This is a genomic window from Reyranella sp., from assembly GCF_017305915.1.
Taxonomy (GTDB): Bacteria; Pseudomonadota; Alphaproteobacteria; order Reyranellales; family Reyranellaceae; genus Reyranella.
In genome coordinates this window covers 134,839-153,012 of record NZ_JAFKJN010000007.1, presented here as the reverse complement: position 1 = coordinate 153,012, position 18,174 = coordinate 134,839, and the positions used below count along the sequence as shown (strand labels likewise).

The following is an 18,174-nucleotide window of genomic DNA, read 5'->3' as shown; positions in this document are numbered from 1 at the left end:
GGGAGGAGGAAACCACGCGTGACGCGCGAGGGCCGCCGGCCCGGCGCCATCTGTCACGCTCGACGGCACCGACAACACAACGCACTGATTCGCGGGTTGTTACGTGGCCCTTTCTTGGCCACGCGGGGTGTGGCGGCGGCGCAACAGTCCGGCAAATGGAACGGGCCCGGGCGCGCTCCGAAGAGCGCTGCACCGGGCCCGCACGACGCCCCCTCAGGCGCTTTGAAACTCGTCTATTTCTTGCCGCCGAAGCTGTCGGAGATGGTCTTGAAGCCGGCCTGGGTCTGCTTGCCGTACTCGCCGATCTGCGCGTTGCGGTCGACCCACTGCTGGGCGGAGGCCGGCACCCTGTAGCCGAGGATCTCCTCCGGCAGCTGGATATGCACGCCCGACGTCAGGCCAAAATAGATAAGACCCAGGACACCGAGCTTGACCATCCACCCGACCAGGAACCGCATGCGAGGTCTCCACAAACCCGCGCCGAACATAATTGTTTCACGCGCGATACCGCCAGCATCGCTTCGTATCATTTGTCGTCCGTGGCCCGTCGATATCGGACCAGGATCGGACAAGGGCGGCGGTCACGCGCTGAGGAACGAAGCGCGCACATGCTCGGCGAGGTCGCGCGCCGCGAGGCCGGTGCCGGCCGGCAGATAGAGGTTGATGCGGAACTCCGGCAGCGCCGGCAGGCGGGCGTGGCGGCCCAGGATCTCGAAGCGCTCGGGCACTGAGGAGCGCAGCAACGGCGCCACCGCGAGCCCGGCCTCGATCGCGGCATGCACCGGCTCGAGGCGGCTCACCTCGCAAACCGCACGCCAGTCGCGTCGCGCCTTGCCCAGCGCCTCGATCGCTACGGGACGGAACACGCAGGTCGGCGCCCCGAGCGACACCGGCAGCGGATCCTTGAGATGGGCATCGCCCCCCGGCACGCCGACCCAGACCAGCCGGTCGGTGCGCAGGGTCTCGCCGTGGCGGCCGCAGTCGGTCTCGGTGGTGAGCGCGAGGTCGACGCCGCCCGAGCGCAGCTGCTGGCGCACGACCTTGGAATCCTCGCACACCAGGCTGACCCGCACGCGCGGCTGGGCGCGGGCGAAGCGGCGCAGGATGGCGGGCACGAAGCTGCCGATGATGTCGTAGGGCACGCCGAAGCGCACCTCCCCCTCGAACTCCGGCCGGCGCATGCTCGACAGCAGCTCCTCGCTCTGGATCACCAGGCGCTGCGCCTGGGCGAGCAGCCGCTCGCCGGCCGGCGCCAGCACCAGCCGGCGGCCGACCCGCTCGAACAGCCGGCAGTCGAGCAGCTCCTCCAGCCGCTTGATCTGCTGGCTGGCCGCCGCCTGGCTCATGTTGAGGCCCGCCGCCGCGGGCGTGACGCCGCCGCTGTCGACGACGGCCAAAAAAGTGCGCAGCAGATCGATCATAAGGAAAACCGAACGGTTTTATTCAAAACATTCGATATTCTTATATCCCGAGAGCGCGCATCCTGTCTTCATGCGCAATACCCTCTGGCTGCCCCTGATCACGCCGTTCAAGGACGGCGCCGTCGACCTCGCGAGCTACGAGCGCCTGGTCGCCCACTACGTGTCGCTCGGCGTCGATGCCCTGTTCCCGCTGGGCACGACCGGCGAGCAGCCGGCGCTCGACGACGCCGAGACCGAGGCGCTGATCGAGCGCACGCTCGCCGTGGCCGGCACGGTGCCGGTCTATGTCGGCGTCGGCGGCAATGCCACGGCCAAGGTGGTGAAGGCGCTGAAGCGGCTCGAGCGCCTGCCCTTCAAGGGCATCGTCTCGGTCTGCCCCTACTACAACCGGCCGAGCCAGGACGGCCTGATCGCGCACTTCAAGGCGATCGCCGCGGCGACCGACCGCGAGATCTTCATTTACAATATCCCCTATCGCACGGCGGTGAACCTCTCCAACGACTCGCTGCTCGAGCTCGCCGAGGTGCCCAACATCGTGGGCGTCAAGGACAGCTGCGGCATCCTCGCCCAGTCGCTCGACCTGCTGGCGCGCAAGCCCAAGGGCTTCTCGGTGCTGACCGGCGAGGACGCGCTCTACTTCACCATGCTGGCCAACGGCGCCAACGGCGGCATCCTCGCCGCAAGCCACCTCCAGACCGGACGCTTCCTTGAGGTCGGCCGCCGCTTCGCCGCCAACGACATCGACGGCGCGCGCGCCGCCTGGGCGCCGATCGCGCAGCAGGTGCCGCTGCTGTTCGCCGAAGCCAACCCGATGCCGATCAAGTACCTGCTGTGGCGACAGGGCCTGATCGCCTCGCCCGAATGCCGCCTGCCGCTGACGAAGATCTCAGACGCGCTGGCGCGCCGGCTCGACGGCCTGCAGGACGATCGCCTGGCCGCGTGATCGAGCCGCGCGGCTTCCTGTGGTTCCATACCCGCCTCCCGTCCGGACAAGCGCGCGGCGCCGGCCATGACCAGGTGGTGCGCGGGGTCGATGCCGAGCCGCCCAATCCGGGCGCTGGGATTTCGCGAGGTCGCCAGCGCGGCCATCCACGATGGCCGCAAGACCGTGCGCTACCTCAGGCGCGCGCTTTGAGGAGATCGCGGATCTCGGCCAGCAGCTCCTCTTCCTTCGACGGCGGCTTGGGCGGCGGCGGGGCGTCCTGCGCCTTCGCGAACAGCGTGTTCATGCCCCTGATCACGATGAACATCACCCAGGCGATGATGATGAAATTCACCGTCACGGTGAGGAACTGGCCGTAGCCCAGGGTGGCGCCAGCCTTCTTCGCCGCGTCGTAGGTCGTCGCCTGCGACGACGCCGAGGTGAGGCCGACGAAGTAGTTGCTGAAATCGAGGCCGCCGAAGATGCGGCCGATGACCGGCATGATCACGTCGGTGACCAGCGAATCGACGATCTTGCCGAAAGCCGCGCCGATGATCACGCCGATCGCGAGATCGACGACGTTGCCGCGCAACGCGAATTTCTTGAATTCCTGGAGCATCGTTCTCTCCCTCTTTCAGGTCACGCGAAGCCAGACCAGCAAAGCAGATACCGTCACCACGGAAAAGGCGGTCGAGAGCAGGACCGAGGCGGTATTCTGCTCGACCTGCACGTCGAACTGCTTGGCCAGCACGAAGGCGTTGGCCGCCGTCGGCAAGGATGCCATCACCAGCGCCACCTGCCCCGGGACCGATTTGAGGTCGATGAAGAACGGCAGCACGGCCGCCGCCAGCAGGGGCTGCAGCAGCAGCTTGATCACGGTCGCGAGCCCCGTCTCGGCGAGGCCGCTGCGCAGCGACTTATCCGACAGGAACAGGCCGATCGCGAACAGCGCGCAGGGCGAGGCGGCGGCGCCCAGCAGATCCAGCCATTTCTCGACCGGCGTCGGCAGCGGCAGCACCAGGCTGGAATAGACGATGCCGGCGGCAATCGATACCGGCAGCGGATTGCGCGCCACGTTCCAGGCGGCGTTCAGGAAGGTCAGGATCGGGCTGTGGCCCGCCGCCAGCTCGAGCTCGATCAGCATGACGCCGAACACCATCGAGATGATCGAGGTCACGATCACCGCCAGCATCGCCGGCGGCAGGCCCTGCTCGCCGAATGCCGCCAGGCAGAGCGGCACCCCCATGTAACCGACATTGCCCCATGAGGCCGCGATGCCCTGCAGGCTCATGCGGGCGAGCCCGCCCTTCACCGCCAGCCGGGTCGACAACATGCCGACGCCGAAGGTCGCCAGCACCACGACACTGAAGCCCATCATCGGCATCGGATCGAGGACCGCATGGACCGGGGTGCGCGCCAGGGTGCCGAAGAACAGGACCGGCAGGGCGAAGTAGCTCACGAAGGCATTCAGCGCCGCGGTCGCCTCGCCACCCAGGATGCGCCAGCGCCCGGCTAGGTAGCCGGCCAGGATCACCCCGAAAATCGGCAGGGCGACGTTGAAGATGGCCTGCATTAGGAGTGCATCTGGTGGCCGGAGGTCTCGTCCATTTGAAACATTAAGAATTTGACATAAATACCCACAATATAATAATATTTTCTTCTAATCGAGGCCGCATCGCCCCCCTCCCGCCAGCGGCCCAGGAGAAGATCATGCGTCTGTTGCTCGCCTCCGTCGCGACCCTCGCTGCGGTCGCGCTCGCCGTTCCGGCCTTCGCCCAGGAAGCGGCGCCTGCCACGACCCCGACCCCGATGACGACCGCCAAGCCGAAGCCCGGCACCGCGGCCTATTGCAATACGCTGAAGAGCTCGACCTCCAAGTCGTCGTGCCTGAAGCGCGTGCATGCCTCGGCCAAGTCGACGAAGGCCCCGGCCACGACCACGCACAAGAAGGCCAAGAAGCTCGAGGCGCCGAAGTCGACCGACACCTCGGCCCAGCTGACGCCGCCGGCCGCCTCGCCGTCGTCGGCCCAGAGCCCGCCGCAGACGATCAACGTTCCGCCGCTGCCTCAAAAGACGATTTAGCGCGGGCGCAGCCCGCGCTGGCGGGCGGCAGGCGCTGTAACCAGCGCCGAGAGCCCGCACGGTGCCAATAGAGCGACATTCGCGATAGTCTTCGCTCCCCCAAACCAAGGGAGAGCGACGTGACGGACTCCGCAGCGCTGATTTCGACCGAAGAGCTGGCGCGCCGCATGGGCGCCCCCGGCCTTCGCCTTTTCGACTGCACGACCTATCTCCGCCCGCGGCCCGAGGGCGGCTACAACGCCGAGAGCGGACGCGCCAACTACGACAAGGGCCACATCCCCGGCGCCGCCTTTCTCGATCTCGGCGCCGAGCTCTCCGACCCGCACTCGAAGCTCCGCTTCACCCTGCCGCCGCTCGACGAGTTGACCAAGGCGTTCGCCGCCAAGGGCATCGGCCATGGCACCTTCGTCGTGCTCTACAGCCACGCCACGCCGACATGGGCGACGCGCATCTGGTGGATGCTGCGCGCCATCGGCTTCGACGATGCCGCGATCCTCGATGGCGGGCTCGACAAGTGGAAGGCGGAGAGCCGGCCATTATCGACCGAGCTCACGATCTATCCCGCCGCCACACTTTCCTTGCGCGGCCGGCCGCAGATCTTCGTCGACAAGAACGACATCAAGGCCGCGATCGGCAAGACCGACACCTTGACCCTGAATGCGCTGAGCCACGAGCAGCACAAAGGCAGCGGCGGCGTGGTCTATGGCCGGGCGGGCCGCATCGCCGGCTCGTCCTGCGTGCCGGCGGCGAGCCTGTTCGGTCCGGACAAGACCCTGAAGCCGATCGCCGAGCTGCGACAGGCCTTCGAGGGCGTCGGCGCCGCGCCCGACAAGCGCGTGCTGGTCTATTGCGGCGGCGGCATCGCGGCGAGCCTCGATGCGTTTGTGCTCACCGCGATTCTCGGCCACAAGAACGTCGCGATCTACGACAACTCCATGCAGGAATGGTCGAACGACCCGAGCCTGCCGATGGAAGTTGGATGAGGGGGAACCGGCTGAGGAGGAATCGATGGCTGCCTATATCATCGTCGAGGTCGAGACGACCGACGAGGCGCTGATGACCGAGTACCGCAAGCACACACCGGGCGCGGTCGCCAAGTTCGGCGGCAGGTTCATCGTGCGCGGCGGCAAGACCCGTACGCTCGAGGGCGGCTGGACGCCGCCACGAATCGTGGTGCTGGAGTTCCCGACCTACGAGAAGGCCGAGGCGTTCTATGACTCCGACCACTACAAGCCGATCCTCGCGATGCGGCTGAAGGCCGGCAAGTCGAAGGCGATCATCGTCGATGGCCACGCTGGCTGAGCTGGCGGCCTACAAGGCCGTCGGCACGCTCTACAACGCGCTGATGACCGCGCTGGTGCTGGGTCTGGTGACCCGGCGCGGCGAGGAGATCGCGCGCGACTACGTGTTCCGCCACTTCCGCCGCCAGCATCTCGAGAAGTTCCTGCCCGGCCTGCAGAAGCTCGGGTTGGCCGACCAGCCACCGGCGCCGGCCTGCGCGCTCTATCACTATCATTCCAACGCGCTGGGCGGCGTGAAGACCGGCTATCTGCGCGAGAGCGACCGCAAAGCCTGGGTGCGCTATCCGCCGCCGCGCTGGATCTGGAAAGGCACCGCGATCGCCGCCGTGCCGCATGCGGTGTCGGCGGCGATGCTGCACGGCTGGCACGGCCACAACAGCCAGTCGCTCGGCAAGCCGAACCTGGGCTTCGTCTGCACCGGCATGACGGTCGACGGCCGGCCCGGCCTCGAAGGCTACTACTACGAATACGACCGCCCGCTCGAGGAGCACGAGCGCGTGCGCTTCGCCTACGACGAAGAGATGCCGCGAGTCGATTGGGCGGCACAGCCCAGGCTCGAGACCGCGAGCTGGCCGGAGGAACGGCGGCTCAAGACCTTCCGCGCCTATGCCGTCGAGTATCTGCGCACCATGTTGCCGACCCTGCAGGAACAGCTCGGCGCCGACGGCGCACGGCAGGAGCTCGGCCGCGTCGCCCGCCTGGTCGGGCTGCAGTTCCACGAGGAGACCGCGCGCGACATGGACCTGCCGACCGACGTCGAGCGCGGCGACGCCGAGAGCTCCCGCGACTTCGCGCGCTGGCTCGGCAACGTGCTGCGCGCCCAGGGCGAAGATGTCGAGGTCGCCGGCGGCGAGGTTCGCATGCAGGGCTGGCGCGCCGTGCGCGAGCTTGCGCTCTCCGATCCGCTGAAAGCCTTCGATGCCTGGAACGAACTGTGGCTCGGCGCCGCCGCGGCGCACGACCGCTTCCTGACGGTTCAGACCACCCGTTCGCTCGGCGAGCGCGGCTGGTCGATCGCCTGGCGTATCGCGGCGAGATAGCCCTTCGGCAACGGATGCCCGTCGATCGTCTCGCCTATTTCGGCGAGTGCGATCCAGCGCGTGTCCCGATGCTCATGGCTCAGCACGACGTCGCGGCCGCCCAGCAGCCGGCAGACATAGGCGACGATGCGCACGAAGCGCTGCGGCAGCACCTCGAACAGATGCTCATCGACCTGCGCGCCGACCTCGACCACGAGCCCCGCCTCCTCGCGCACCTCGCGCCCCAGCGCCGTGCGATGGTCCTCGCCCGGATCGGGCCGGCCGCCCGGCAGGTCCCATTCGCCGCGCTCGTTCAGCAGCAGCAGGACGCGGCCGTCGTCGATCAGCACGCCTTTGATGGAGAGGGGGTAGTTCAAAGCCCGTCCGTCGCCCGCCCCCTCCCTGCCTCCCCCGTCAGACGGGGGAGGTGCCCGAAGGGCGGAGGGGATGGGCAACGGTGACGATGTCGAAGACAAAAGAAAAGGCCGGGGATCGCTCCCCGGCCTTTCCGATCTTCTCTGGAGACGCGTGGACTTAGAAGTCCATGCCGCCCATGCCACCGTCGCCGCCCGGCGGCATCATCGGGGCCTTCTTCTCCGGCTTCTCGGCGACCATCGCCTCGGTCGTCACCAGCAGGCCGGCCACCGAAGCGGCGTCCTGCAGCGCGGTGCGCACGACCTTGACGGGGTCGATGATGCCGGTCTTCACCATGTCGACATAGTCGCCCTTCTGGGCGTCGAAGCCGAAGTTGGCGTCCTTCTGGTCGAGCATCTTGCCCGCAACCACCGCGCCGTCGAAGCCGGCGTTCTCGGCGATCTGACGGACCGGCGACTGCAGCGCGCGACGCACGATCTCGACGCCGACCTTCTGGTCGTCGTTGCTGGTGCGCAGCTTCTCGAGCGCGCGCACGGCGTACAGCAGAGCCGCGCCGCCGCCGGCGACCACGCCCTCTTCCACCGCCGCCTTGGTGGCGTGCATGGCGTCGTCAACGCGGTCCTTCTTCTCCTTGACCTCGACCTCGGTCGCGCCGCCCACCTTGATGATGGCAACGCCGCCCGCGAGCTTGGCCAGGCGCTCCTGGAGCTTCTCGCGGTCGTAGTCCGAGGTGGTCTCCTCGATCTGCGCCTTGATCTGGGCGATCCGGCCCTCGAGATCGACCTTCTTGCCGGCGCCGTCGACGATCGTGGTGTTCTCCTTCTCGACGATGACCTTCTTGGCCTTGCCGAGCATGTCGAGCGTCACGTTCTCGAGCTTGATGCCGAGATCCTCGGAGATCAGCTGACCGCCGGTCAGGATCGCCATGTCCTCGAGCATCGCCTTGCGGCGATCGCCGAAGCCCGGCGCCTTGACGGCGGCGATCTTGAGGCCGCCGCGCAGCTTGTTGACGACCAGGGTGGCCAGCGCCTCGCCCTCGACGTCCTCGGCCACGATCAGCAGCGGCTTGCCCGACTGCACGACCGCCTCGAGCACCGGCAGCATCGCCTGCAGGCCCGAGAGCTTCTTCTCGAACAGCAGGATGTACGGGCTCTCGAGCTCGGCGATCATCTTGTCGGCGTTGGTGATGAAGTACGGCGAGAGATAGCCGCGGTCGAACTGCATGCCCTCGACGACGTCCAGCTCGGTGTCGAGGCTCTTGGCCTCCTCGACCGTGATGACGCCCTCGTTGCCGACCTTCTTCATCGCCTCGGCGATCATCTTGCCGATCGACTTGTCGCCGTTGGCCGAGATGGTGCCGACCTGCGCGACCTCGTCGGTGCCGGTGATCTTCTTGGCGCGGGCCTTGATGTCGTTCACCGCCGCCTCGACCGCCAGGTCGATGCCGCGCTTGAGGTCCATCGGGTTCATGCCGGCCGCGACCGACTTCACGCCCTCGCGCACGATCGCCTGGGCGAGCACGGTCGCCGTCGTCGTGCCGTCGCCGGCGATGTCGTTGGTCTTCGAGGCCACTTCGCGCACCATCTGGGCGCCCATGTTCTCGAACTTGTCGGCGAGCTCGATCTCCTTGGCGACGGTGACGCCGTCCTTGGTGATGCGCGGTGCGCCGAAGCTCTTGTCGAGCACGACGTTGCGGCCCTTCGGACCCAGCGTCACCTTCACCGCGTCGGCGAGAATGTCGACGCCGCGCAGCATGCGCTGGCGGGCATCGCCGCTAAAGCGGACTTCTTTCGCTGCCATTGTTCAATCCCTCTCGGATGTCTGTTGGTTTGGATGGTGTCTTGCGGAAGCGCTCAGGCGGCCTTCTTGGAAGCCGCGGCGGAACCCTCGAGGATTCCCATGATGTCGCTTTCCTTCATGATCAGGTACTCGGTGCCGTCGAGCTTGATCTCGGTGCCGGACCACTTGCCGAACAGGATGCGGTCGCCGGCCTTGACGTCGAGAGCGACGAGCTTGCCGTTCTCATCGCGGGCGCCCGGACCAACGGCAACGATCTCGCCTTCCATCGGCTTTTCCTTGGCCGTGTCCGGGATGATGATGCCGCCCTTGGTCTTCTCTTCCTCCGCGACGCGCTTGACCACGACGCGGTCGTGAAGCGGACGGAACTTCATGCTGTTGCCTCCATATCCCCTGGTTATCAGAAGCCTGTCAGCACTCTCCAACGGTGAGTGCCAAAGGCGCACGGGATTTAGGGGTGTGGAAAGGTCCCGTCAAGGCGAGCGCGACTAGGTTCCGCCATCTCGTCGTGCAGTGCAGCAAAAGCGCGTGACGCCGGGCTTGGCAGCAATCCCCAGTGACTGCTGCTAAGTCTTTGATGTGGAACGAATTTTGCTGATTTCCCGTTAAGGGCGCGTGACTATTCCCGAACGCGTTCGGAGTCAAGGAGCGACTTTGATGGACCGTAGTTTCGTGGCGCAGCTCAAGGACTACCGCATCACGACCGCCGAGATCCTCTACTGGATGCCCGATCACCGGCACGTCCTGCAGAGCTACGTCTGGCAAAATCTCGACCTCGCCCCCCGCTTCCCGAATCTCACGAAGTTCCTCGATTTCTGGGACAGGAACCTCGACGGCAAGCTGCACCGCGTCCGCGTGGCCAGTGCGCAGCTGATCAAGCCGGCGGAATTCGGTTTCGCCTCGGGGCTCTATCACCTGCATTGACCGGCGGCGGCCGGCAGTCGCCGCTGCCGGCATGAATCGGAGAGACGCACTCGTCCTCCTGCACGCAAGGCGCCGCTCTTCTCCGGCTACGGCAACACCTCCTCGCGCGTGCCGTCGGCGCTGTTCGCCGAGCAGAGCGGCGCGACGCTGGAAGAGGTCGCCTACAAGGATGCGGTGCCGGCGATCCAGGACCTGATCGGCGGGCGCATCCAGGTCACCTTCCCCGACATCGTGATCGGCGAGGATCGGCATCACGCCGCCGCCGCGCGACTGGGACATCGCCAAGTCCGACGCGTTCGTGAAGCGCGAGCGCGTGCTGTGGACCCGCTACATCAAGCTCGCGAAGATCGAGCCCCAGTAATTCAGGACAGCGAGAACTGCCCGAAATCCGCCGCCCGCGCATAGTCGCGATCGACCGCGAGCTGGCCGTTGCAGATCCGCATCCCCGGCAGCACCTGCAGCAGGTCGGCCTTGTCGGCATAGTCGGCGTGGCCGATCCATCCGGTCCGGCCCGACAGCCAGGTCAGGTCGACGAGGCCGCGGTTCTTCAGGGTCTCGCAGACCAGGCCGGAGCCATAGACGCCGACGCGATACTTGACCGGCGCGGCGGCCAGCGCGTCCCTGATCGCGGTGAAGTAGGGCAGCGCCCGATTGGTGACGCCGTCGAGCAGCATGTCGGTATCGACGGGGAAGTAGATCGCCGATCCGGCGGGCTGGCCGATCCGCTCGGCCTGGAGCAGCGCCGCCGCCGCGTCGCGGGGCCCCTGCGCAGCGACATAGTGGGCCGGCTTGGCGCCCGGCACGCCCTCGAAGACGACGGCCAGGCTCAGCCCCGCCGCGACCAGCGCCGTGGCTTCCGCCTTCGACAGCCCGCTGACCGAATCGGGGCGGTAGCAGCGGACGACGAAATCGAAATGATCGCCGGCGATCTGGCTGGCGAAGGGCGCGCAGATGGCATCGGTGTCGAGCCCTGCTGCCGCGATGATGGCGTCACCCGGAGAGTCCGGAATGTCATGGAGAAGCTCATCACGAGCCATGGTGTTCTCCTGCCGCTTGAGCGATGCGACATTTCCCGCGGCAGGGCTCCGGGATCAACGGCGGGAGCCGTGAAATGAGCGTGAAAAATCCGCGCTTTGTTTCAGCGCGGCCCCGGCGGCGTAACGCACGCCTTCGCTTGGCCATACTCGGCCGCGGTGCGCTCGACCAGCTCGGCGACCGACGGGACGTCGGCGACGCCCGAGACCGAATGGCCGGCGCTCCAGATGTCCTTCCAGCGCTTGCTGTTGGGGCGGTCGCGTTCGGCGGCGTCGATATCCTTGGCGATGTCGATCGCGCCGCGCTCGGGCAGAGCATCGGGATCGAGGCCGGCGGCGGCGATCGACGGCCGCAGCATGTTGGTCTCGAGCCCGGTGAAGGCGCGCGTGAGCTTGACGTCGTCGAGCCGGCTCGCCACCAGCATCTGCTTGTACTCCGGCTTGGCGAGGCTCTCCTGCGTGGCGATGAACCGCGTGCCCATGTAGGCGAGATCGCAGCCCAGCAGCTCGGCCGCGGCGATCGCCTGGCCGTCGGCCATGCCGCCTGCCATGACGACGATGCCGTCCCAGAACTGGCGCACCGCGCGGACGAAGGCGAAGGGATTGGCCCAGCCGGTCTGGCCGCCGGCGCCCGCGGTCAGCAGCACCAGCCCGTCGACGCCGGCCGCGACCGCCTTCTCGGCATGGCGCACCGAAGCCACGTCGGCCAGCACCAGGCAGCCGGCGTCCTTGAGAGGCTTCATCACCGGCTCGGGCGAGCCGACGCTGGTGATCACCATCTCAGGGCCTGCGCGCTGCACGGCGGCAAGGTCGTCGGCCAGACGCGGATTGGAGCGATGGACGATGAGGTTGGGACAGAACGGCGCGGCCCCTTCGGTCGCGACCTTGATCTCGGCGAGCCAGGCGTCGAGCGCCGAGAGCGTGCGGCAGTTGGCGGTCGGGAAGGAGCCGATGACGCCGGCGCGGCAGGCCGCGATGACCAGCGCCGGCCCGGACACGAGGAACATCGGCGCCGCGATCAGCGGCAGCCTGAGACGATTGCGAATGGAGACGGGCAACATCGCCCGATCTTAGAGCGGGATGAGTTGAGTCCGACTCAGAATTCCTCCCTGCGCGTAGCGCGGGGAGGTGTCGGCGTCATACGCCGATGGAGGGGTCATGGGCCGCAATCACGCGGCCCCCTAAGACCCCTCCGCCCCCGATCGCGGGGGCACCTCCCCTTGGCGGACTCCGCCAAGGGGAGGAACTTGAAGAGTCGTCCGGCCCTAGCTCAGCGCCAGAAAGCGAGCAGCGCGATCCCGAGCACGACCATCGTCGCGGCGGTAATGCGGCGGAGGCCGAAGCCCTCCTTCAGCACTACGGTGCCGATCACCGCGCCGAAGATCACGCTGGTCTCGCGCAGTGCCGTGATCGGCCCGAGCGGCAGGCTGCGGGCCGCCGCGAGATAGGCGAGGAAGCCCACGACCGACAGCACGCCCGCCAGCAGCCCGGTGGCGGCGTGCCGGCGGGCATAGTCGACGAACTGGGCGCGCCGCGTCAGCAGCGCGAAGCCCACCATGACCACGCCGTTCACGATCTCGAGCCAGGCCTGGAAGCCGAGCACCGTGCCGCCGCTGCGCACCCCCATCCCGGCGAGGAAGCTGTAGGCCGCGACGCTCGCCCCGGTGGCCAGCGCAAAGCCCACGGCGGCGCGATTCGCCCCGGCGCCGACCGACAGCGCCATGATGCCGAGCGAGATCAGCGCCACCGCCGCGATCTGGCCGGCGCCGAGCGCCTCGCCGATCGCCAGGAAGGCCGCGATCGTGGTCAGCACCGGCGCCAGGCCGCGGGCCAGCGGGTAGACCACGCTCAGGTCGCCGATGCCGTACGAGCGGATCAGCAGCGCGTAGTAGGCGAACTGCACGAGCGCGGTCAGCGCCAGCCATTTCCAGCCAGCCGCCGCCGGCCAGTCGACGAAGGGCAGCGCGGCAAGGCCGAGCCCCAGGCCGACGACGCGGATCGCGACCATGGTCATGGTGCGGTCGCCGGCCGACTTCATCATCGCGTTCCACACGGAATTCGCGATCGCCGACAGAATCACCAGGCCATAAAGAACCGCCGCAGACATCGCCTCCGATTGAGGGAGACGGGTCTGCGGCGGTCAATGTCGTTCGCGGCGCGAAGCCGCCCCACGAACGTCCGTCGTGGGGCGAGCCGCAGCGCGGGGTCAGACGGCGCCGGTCAAGCCTTCCTGCTCGACGGTGCGCTTGACGGCCGGGCGGGCCTTCATTCGCTCGTAGTGGGCGGCGACGTTCTTGGGCAGCGGCATCTTCATGCGGCCGGCCGCCCAGAAGGTGACGTAGAACAGCGCGGCGTCGGCGACCGAGAACTTGCCGGCGACGTACTCCTTGCCGTCGAGCGCCTTGTCCATGATGGCGAGGCCCTTCTCCATGATCTCCTTGCCGCGCGCCTTGACCGTGTCGTGGTCGGCCTCGGTCGGCGCGTAGTTGCCCGGGCGGAACATGCGGCTGAAGCCCTGCATGTGCATGGTCGAGACGACGTAGTCCATCGCCTCGAGCGCCCGCGCCTCGGCGTCGGCGTCGGCCGGCAGCAGGTTCTTGTCGGGGTTCTTGCGGGCGAGCCAGGTGGCGATCGCCGGGAACTCGGTCAGCACCGAGCCGTCGTCCTTTTGCAGGGTCGGCACCTTCGACTTCGGATTGAGCTTCACGAAGTCCGGGCCGTACTGCTCCTGCTTGGCGCCGTCGATCTTCTGCAGGTCGTACGGCTTGCCGATCTCCTCGAGCAGAACATGGATGCCGATCGAGCAGGCGCCGGGCATGTAATAGAGCTTCATGGCAGTCTCCCTTTGAGAGTGTCGTGCAGGACGGCGAACGCTAGCATCAGCATGGCGAACGGGGGAACAGCGCAATGACATCACAGACTTTGCGGTCTCTGATCGGTAACCAGCGAACGAAGGTCGGGACGTTCCTGTTCGAGTTCGCGACGCCCGGGATCGGCCAGATCCTGAAGGCCGCCGGCGCCGATTATGCCGTGCTGGACATGGAACATACCGGCTTCGGCTTCGACACGGTGCGCCAGGTGGTGCGCTACTGCCAGGCGGCCGGGCTGCCGCTGATCGTGCGCGTGCCTTCACAACAACGTCATCACATCTCGCGCGCGCTCGATGCCGGCGCCGAGGGCGTGATGGTGCCGATCGTGTCGTCGGTGGCCCAGGCCAAGGCGGTGCTCGACGCCGCCAAGTACTGGCCCGACGGCACGCGCGGCGTGGCGCTCGGCCTCGCCCACGAGCGCTTCGCGATGCGGAGCGAGCCCCTGCTCGACCGCTTCGCCGAACAGAACGAGCGCACCGTGATCATCCTGCAGGTCGAGGACCCGCGCGGCGCCGATGCCGCCGACGAGATCGCCGCCCTGCCCGGCGTCGATGCGCTGTGGCTCGGCCACAACGATCTCTCGGTGGCGATGAGCAAGCCCGGCGCCTTCGGCGACCCGCAGTTCCTGAAGCACGAGCAGGCTACGATCGCGGCGGCGAAGAAGCACGGCAAGTCGGCCGGCCGGCTCGGCGTCGATGCGCGGCAATGCGCGGAGTTCGTGACGCTCGGCTACGACTTCGTCGCCATCGCGGGCGACGTCTGGCTGCTGCAACAGGCCTTCGCCGCCGGCGTGGCGACCGTGCGGAAAGACTAATCTTCATTCCCCTCCCCCGTCAGACCGGGGAGGCCGGGAGGGGGAGAGCCCCAAAACACATATCGATCATTTCAGATCATGATCTGAAACCGGCAAGAGCGGCCGCGTCGCCCTCCCCCTCCGTCGCGGCCACCTCCCCCGTATGACGAGGGAGGAGTGTGTTAGACTACCAATCAGGAGGAACCCCGGCCATGACCAGCGTCCTCAGCGAGTTGCCCTTCCGACTTCACCACAATGCCTATGTCTGCGCCGACCAGGAGCGGACGCGGCACTTCTATGAGGACATCGTGGGATTGCCGCTGGTGGCGACGTGGATCGAGCAGGGCCAATCGCCCGACTTTCCCGGCCGGGAGATTTCCTTCGCCCACACCTTTTTCGCCATCGGCGACGGAGGCGCGCTCGCCTTCTTCCAGTTCGCCGATCCCGACGTCGCGGCGAAATTCAAGGCCCGGCAGCAGCCGTTCTACGTGCACATCGCCCTGGCGGTCAGCGAGACGACCCTGAACGAGATCAAGCGGCGCCTCACCGCCGAGAACATTGCCGTCCGCGAACGCGACCACGGCTATTGCAAGTCGATCTACGCGTCAGATCCCGACGGATTGATGGTGGAGTTCACCGCCGACCCGGACAATGCGACGGAGATCGACGCCTGGCAGCGTGCCACCGCGCATGACTCGCTGAAACGGTGGATGGCCGGCGACCGGACCGTCAACAACAGCTTCCGTTCCCACGAGTGAAGCGGAGCCCTCGCCATTTGAATGGGGAGGATCGGCCTATTCTGCTGCCAGCGCTCCACGCTCCTGCTCTATCAGTCGCTCGATGAAGCGCCGCATGACCACGCGATTGGTGTCCGACACGATGTTGACCAGCCCCGGCTCGCCCAGCTCGCTGAGCCGTGACTGCTGCGCCTCCACCATCTCCTTGTCCTCGACGAAGGTCGGCGCGATCTCGCGATAGAGCTGCTCCGTCGCCTCGGGCTCGTTCTGGCGATAGCCGTTGGCGCAGGACCAGAAATAGAAGCACGAGGTCTCGGTCTCCGGCGTCAAGCCGTGGAACAGGCGGAACTGGAAGCCGCCTTCACGCTTGCCCTCGTAGGCGCCGGTCCCGACGTCGGCAGCGCCGGTCCATTGCAGGATCGAGCTGGGGGCGACCCATTCGAACTCCTGCCAGCGATCGACCCGCCCCTGGAACCCCGCCGCTTTCACGTAGCTCGGCGGCGGCACGGAGTTGCGCATCCAGCGCGTGAACTTGATGCCGGTCGGGGTGTGCTCGGTCTTCATCTCGGCATGGACATGCGCCGCCGGATTGCCGCCCACGGTCCGGGCGTGCAGATAGCCGAGATGCGTCAGGTCCATGAGATTGTCGACCATCAGCATGTAGTTGGCCTTGATGGGATAGCAGTCGTGCTTGTTGGGCCAGCGGGCCTTGTCGTCATGGTAGGGGAAATCGACGATGTGGCTCGCGTCGGCGCGGGCCGGCTCGCCCATCCAGATCCAGAGGAACTGGTTCTTCTCCGCCAGCGGGTAGCTCCGCACCCGCGCGCTGTCGGGAATGTTGCCCTGCCCCGGTATCGCGACGCACTTGCCGCTGCTGTCGAAGGTGAGGCCGTGATAGCCGCATTGCAGGCCAGCCGGCACGACCTCGCCGTGCGACAGCGGCGCCGCGCGGTGGCAACAGCGATCGACGAGCGCGGCGGCTCGCCCCTCGCCGTCCCGGAACAGAACGACCGGCTCGTTGCAGATGCGGCGAGCCAACGGCTTCTGCCCGAGCTCATCCGCCCAGGCGGCAATGTACCAAGCGTCGCGGATGAACATCGTGACCTCCCGGAGGTGGACGACAGAAGCACGCCCGTGTTTACGCCCGCGGCCGGGACTGTACGCCGGCGCCCGGCTTGGCGGTAGGGCGCGCGCTAGGCCGTGGCGCCCTGCATGAGGCGGACCTAGGCCGAGGCCGGCAGCGGCAGGTCGAGCGTCGTGGTGCGGCGCAGCTCGCGGCGATGGGTCTTGTCGTCGAACGGCCGGGCGCGATGCATCGTGCAGCGATTGTCCCAGATCACGAAATCATGCGGCCGCCAGACGTGGCGATAGATGAATTGCGGCTGCGTGGCATGGTCGATCAGGTCGCGCAGGAGCAGCCGGCCCTCCGGCACCTGCCAGTCGACGACATGGGCGGCGTGCGAGGCGAGATAGAGCGCGCGGCGGCCGGAGCGCGGGATGGTGCGCACCAGCGGATGGACGGCTCCCTTCAGCTTGCTCTGCTCGTCCTCGTTGAAGTCGAAGCCGAGCACATGACGCGAATAGACGATGGAATGATAAACGCGCAGCTCCTCGATCGAGGCGCGGGTTTCCGCGTCGAGCGCATCGTAGGCGGCGCGCATGTCGGCGAACTCCGTATCGGCCCGCACCGGCGGGACCACCCGCGCCGACAGCATCGAGTAGCGGCCCGGCGGATCGACGAACGATGCATCGGTGTGCCACAGGCGGTTGGCGACCGAGGAGGCGCGCATGCGGTTGCTCGCGTCCCGGATCTTGCCGTCCCGGTCGACGTTGGAAACGTCGGCCAGCGCCTCGTTGCCGAACCGGTTGTTGCCGATCGCCGAGGAGGACGTACGGGCATGCAGCGTGCCGTCGAAACGTCGAGCGAAGTCGAGCTGCTCTTCGTTGGTGAAGTCCTGATCGCGGAACACCAGCACGGCGTACCTGTCCATGCCGGCGCGGATCGCCTCCAGCGAGTCGCGATCATGCACCTGGCGCAGGTCGATCGCGCCGACTTCGCCAGCGAATACGGGCGTGAGCGGCGTGATGGTGACGGTCATGAGGTGCTCCCTTCTGGAGAACGGGTGGATCATCCTGATCGAAGTCCGCACGGCGACCAACACGGATTTTTGTCGGGCGAAGGTCCGCCGCGCATAGGAGGGGGTGCGAAGCCGCGAAATGGGAAGGAGTTGCCGAAGGGGAACGCGGCGTGGACTCATGCCGGAGCCCGCCACCCGCTCCTGTGCCCGAAGATGCCATCTTTCTGCGATGTTGCGCTACTCTTCGCGGGACCTTTGTCGAGAGAGAACGCTCCATGCTGGATCATGTCTCACTGGGTGTCACCGATATCGACCGTGGTCGCCGTTTCTACGATGCTGTTTTGCGACCCCTTGGCCTCGTGCGCATCGTTGATTTCGGCGAAAGCCGTGGTTCCGACTATGGCGCCGCACCGGGGTCGCCCGGCGTCGAATTCACCATCACCCACGAAGCCGAGGTGAGGACGCCGATTCCCGGCGCGCACATCTGCTTCCTCGCTCCCGACCGCGCCGCGGTTGACGCTTTTCACGTGGCAGCGCTCGCGTCCGGGGGGCGCGACGACGGCGCGCCCGGGCTTCGGCCGCAATATCACGCCGACTACTACGGCGCTTTCGTGTTGGATCCCGACGGTCATCGCATCGAGGCGGTTTGTCATGCGCCGACCCGTCCAACGATCGTCGCTACGGGCTGACGCCAAGCGTGCTGGTCGCGCCCGCGCGGCGATATCGCACAAAATCGTACGATGGCGCGCCCGAAGAGAGTCGAACGCCCGACCTTCTGATTCGTAGTCGGATGTTCTGCGGGCCCATCCCGGCTCGCGCGC

Annotated in this window: 23 protein-coding genes; 10 read left to right on the top strand and 13 right to left on the bottom strand. The window is 67.2% G+C overall.

From position 1 onward, the window contains the following. Positions 1-233 precede the first annotated feature (233 nt). Together J0J01_RS04300 and J0J01_RS04295 are read right to left on the bottom strand one after the other, a co-directional pair. Positions 234-458 carry a hypothetical protein gene (locus tag J0J01_RS04300; protein ID WP_296378973.1) on the bottom strand — a complete coding sequence of 75 codons (225 nt, stop codon included), beginning with the start codon at positions 456-458 and terminating at the stop codon, positions 234-236. 123 nt (positions 459-581) lie between these two features. Then, a complete protein-coding gene (locus tag J0J01_RS04295; protein WP_296378972.1) occupies positions 582-1,421 on the bottom strand; it encodes a LysR family transcriptional regulator in 840 nt (279 codons plus the stop codon). Between the two features lie 70 nt (positions 1,422-1,491). Here J0J01_RS04295 and dapA point away from each other — a divergent pair, with 70 nt between their 5' ends. Beyond that, entirely contained in the window at positions 1,492-2,364 is an 873-nt protein-coding gene (gene dapA, locus J0J01_RS04290) for a 4-hydroxy-tetrahydrodipicolinate synthase (protein WP_296378971.1), read from the top strand. Between the two features lie 175 nt (positions 2,365-2,539). On the opposite strand, the gene mscL is transcribed toward dapA, so the two are convergent. Both mscL and J0J01_RS04280 read right to left on the bottom strand, forming a co-directional pair. Further along, entirely contained in the window at positions 2,540-2,962 is a 423-nt protein-coding gene (gene mscL / locus J0J01_RS04285; protein ID WP_296378970.1) for a large conductance mechanosensitive channel protein MscL, read from the bottom strand. A 15-nt stretch (positions 2,963-2,977) separates the two neighbouring features. After that, positions 2,978-3,916 (bottom strand): AEC family transporter, encoded by a 939-nt coding sequence (locus tag J0J01_RS04280; RefSeq protein ID WP_296378969.1) that lies wholly within the window; start codon positions 3,914-3,916, stop codon positions 2,978-2,980. A 137-nt stretch (positions 3,917-4,053) separates the two neighbouring features. Between J0J01_RS04280 and J0J01_RS04275 the strand changes: the two genes are divergently transcribed. From J0J01_RS04275 to J0J01_RS04260, 4 genes are all read left to right on the top strand, one after another. Further along, entirely contained in the window at positions 4,054-4,425 is a 372-nt protein-coding gene (locus J0J01_RS04275; RefSeq protein ID WP_296378968.1) for a hypothetical protein, read from the top strand. Positions 4,426-4,544: 119 nt separating this feature from the next. Beyond that, positions 4,545-5,408 carry a sulfurtransferase gene (locus tag J0J01_RS04270; RefSeq protein WP_296378967.1) on the top strand — a complete coding sequence of 288 codons (864 nt, stop codon included), beginning with the start codon at positions 4,545-4,547 and terminating at the stop codon, positions 5,406-5,408. A gap of 25 nt (positions 5,409-5,433) precedes the next feature. Continuing rightward, positions 5,434-5,727 (top strand): DUF1330 domain-containing protein, encoded by a 294-nt coding sequence (locus tag J0J01_RS04265; RefSeq protein WP_296378966.1) that lies wholly within the window; start codon positions 5,434-5,436, stop codon positions 5,725-5,727. Continuing rightward, positions 5,711-6,766, top strand: coding sequence for a hypothetical protein (locus tag J0J01_RS04260; protein ID WP_296378964.1), 1,056 nt, complete (start codon positions 5,711-5,713; stop codon positions 6,764-6,766). Before J0J01_RS04265 ends, J0J01_RS04260 begins: the two co-directional genes overlap by 17 nt. On the opposite strand, the gene J0J01_RS04255 is transcribed toward J0J01_RS04260, so the two are convergent. The 3 genes from J0J01_RS04255 to groES form a co-directional block, all read right to left on the bottom strand. Continuing rightward, the gene (locus J0J01_RS04255; RefSeq protein ID WP_296378963.1) at positions 6,703-7,122 is read right to left on the bottom strand and encodes an NUDIX domain-containing protein; all 420 of its coding nucleotides are present in this window, start codon (positions 7,120-7,122) and stop codon (positions 6,703-6,705) included. The genes J0J01_RS04260 and J0J01_RS04255 overlap by 64 nt on opposite strands. 157 nt (positions 7,123-7,279) lie before the next feature. Continuing rightward, complete coding sequence (gene groL, locus J0J01_RS04250; RefSeq protein WP_296378962.1) at positions 7,280-8,920, bottom strand: chaperonin GroEL; 1,641 nt, start codon at positions 8,918-8,920, stop codon at positions 7,280-7,282. Positions 8,921-8,973: 53 nt separating this feature from the next. Beyond that, positions 8,974-9,291 (bottom strand): co-chaperone GroES, encoded by a 318-nt coding sequence (groES, locus tag J0J01_RS04245; protein ID WP_296378960.1) that lies wholly within the window; start codon positions 9,289-9,291, stop codon positions 8,974-8,976. Between the two features lie 283 nt (positions 9,292-9,574). Between groES and J0J01_RS04240 the strand changes: the two genes are divergently transcribed. Both J0J01_RS04240 and J0J01_RS04235 read left to right on the top strand, forming a co-directional pair. Beyond that, entirely contained in the window at positions 9,575-9,841 is a 267-nt protein-coding gene (locus J0J01_RS04240) for an aspartate-semialdehyde dehydrogenase (protein WP_365735904.1), read from the top strand. Between the two features lie 108 nt (positions 9,842-9,949). Then, a complete protein-coding gene (locus tag J0J01_RS04235; protein WP_296378958.1) occupies positions 9,950-10,246 on the top strand; it encodes a hypothetical protein in 297 nt (98 codons plus the stop codon). Here J0J01_RS04235 and J0J01_RS04230 read toward each other — a convergent pair. The 4 genes from J0J01_RS04230 to J0J01_RS04215 form a co-directional block, all read right to left on the bottom strand. Continuing rightward, positions 10,204-10,878, bottom strand: coding sequence for a DUF1906 domain-containing protein (locus J0J01_RS04230; RefSeq protein WP_296378957.1), 675 nt, complete (start codon positions 10,876-10,878; stop codon positions 10,204-10,206). The two genes, J0J01_RS04235 and J0J01_RS04230, sit on opposite strands and share 43 nt — an antisense overlap. Positions 10,879-10,979: 101 nt before the next feature. After that, positions 10,980-11,936, bottom strand: coding sequence for a nitronate monooxygenase (locus J0J01_RS04225; RefSeq protein WP_296378956.1), 957 nt, complete (start codon positions 11,934-11,936; stop codon positions 10,980-10,982). Between the two features lie 209 nt (positions 11,937-12,145). Then, complete coding sequence (locus J0J01_RS04220; RefSeq protein WP_296378955.1) at positions 12,146-12,982, bottom strand: DMT family transporter; 837 nt, start codon at positions 12,980-12,982, stop codon at positions 12,146-12,148. A gap of 99 nt (positions 12,983-13,081) precedes the next feature. Beyond that, positions 13,082-13,708, bottom strand: a complete 627-nt coding sequence (locus tag J0J01_RS04215) for a glutathione S-transferase C-terminal domain-containing protein (RefSeq protein WP_296378954.1) — start codon at positions 13,706-13,708, stop codon at positions 13,082-13,084. Between the two features lie 74 nt (positions 13,709-13,782). On the opposite strand from J0J01_RS04215, the gene J0J01_RS04210 reads away from it, so the two are divergent. Together J0J01_RS04210 and J0J01_RS04205 are read left to right on the top strand one after the other, a co-directional pair. Next, positions 13,783-14,559 carry an aldolase/citrate lyase family protein gene (locus J0J01_RS04210; protein WP_296378953.1) on the top strand — a complete coding sequence of 259 codons (777 nt, stop codon included), beginning with the start codon at positions 13,783-13,785 and terminating at the stop codon, positions 14,557-14,559. Between the two features lie 191 nt (positions 14,560-14,750). Further along, positions 14,751-15,296: a VOC family protein gene (locus J0J01_RS04205; protein WP_296378952.1), complete on the top strand. Its 546-nt coding sequence runs from the start codon at positions 14,751-14,753 to the stop codon at positions 15,294-15,296. 36 nt (positions 15,297-15,332) lie between these two features. On the opposite strand, the gene J0J01_RS04200 is transcribed toward J0J01_RS04205, so the two are convergent. Together J0J01_RS04200 and J0J01_RS04195 are read right to left on the bottom strand one after the other, a co-directional pair. Next, a complete protein-coding gene (locus tag J0J01_RS04200) occupies positions 15,333-16,373 on the bottom strand; it encodes an aromatic ring-hydroxylating dioxygenase subunit alpha (protein WP_296378951.1) in 1,041 nt (346 codons plus the stop codon). A gap of 125 nt (positions 16,374-16,498) precedes the next feature. Continuing rightward, positions 16,499-17,374 (bottom strand): TauD/TfdA family dioxygenase, encoded by an 876-nt coding sequence (locus tag J0J01_RS04195; protein ID WP_296378950.1) that lies wholly within the window; start codon positions 17,372-17,374, stop codon positions 16,499-16,501. 254 nt (positions 17,375-17,628) lie between these two features. Here J0J01_RS04195 and J0J01_RS04190 point away from each other — a divergent pair, with 254 nt between their 5' ends. Next, the gene (locus J0J01_RS04190; RefSeq protein ID WP_296378949.1) at positions 17,629-18,042 is read left to right on the top strand and encodes a VOC family protein; all 414 of its coding nucleotides are present in this window, start codon (positions 17,629-17,631) and stop codon (positions 18,040-18,042) included. Positions 18,043-18,174 lie beyond the last annotated feature (132 nt).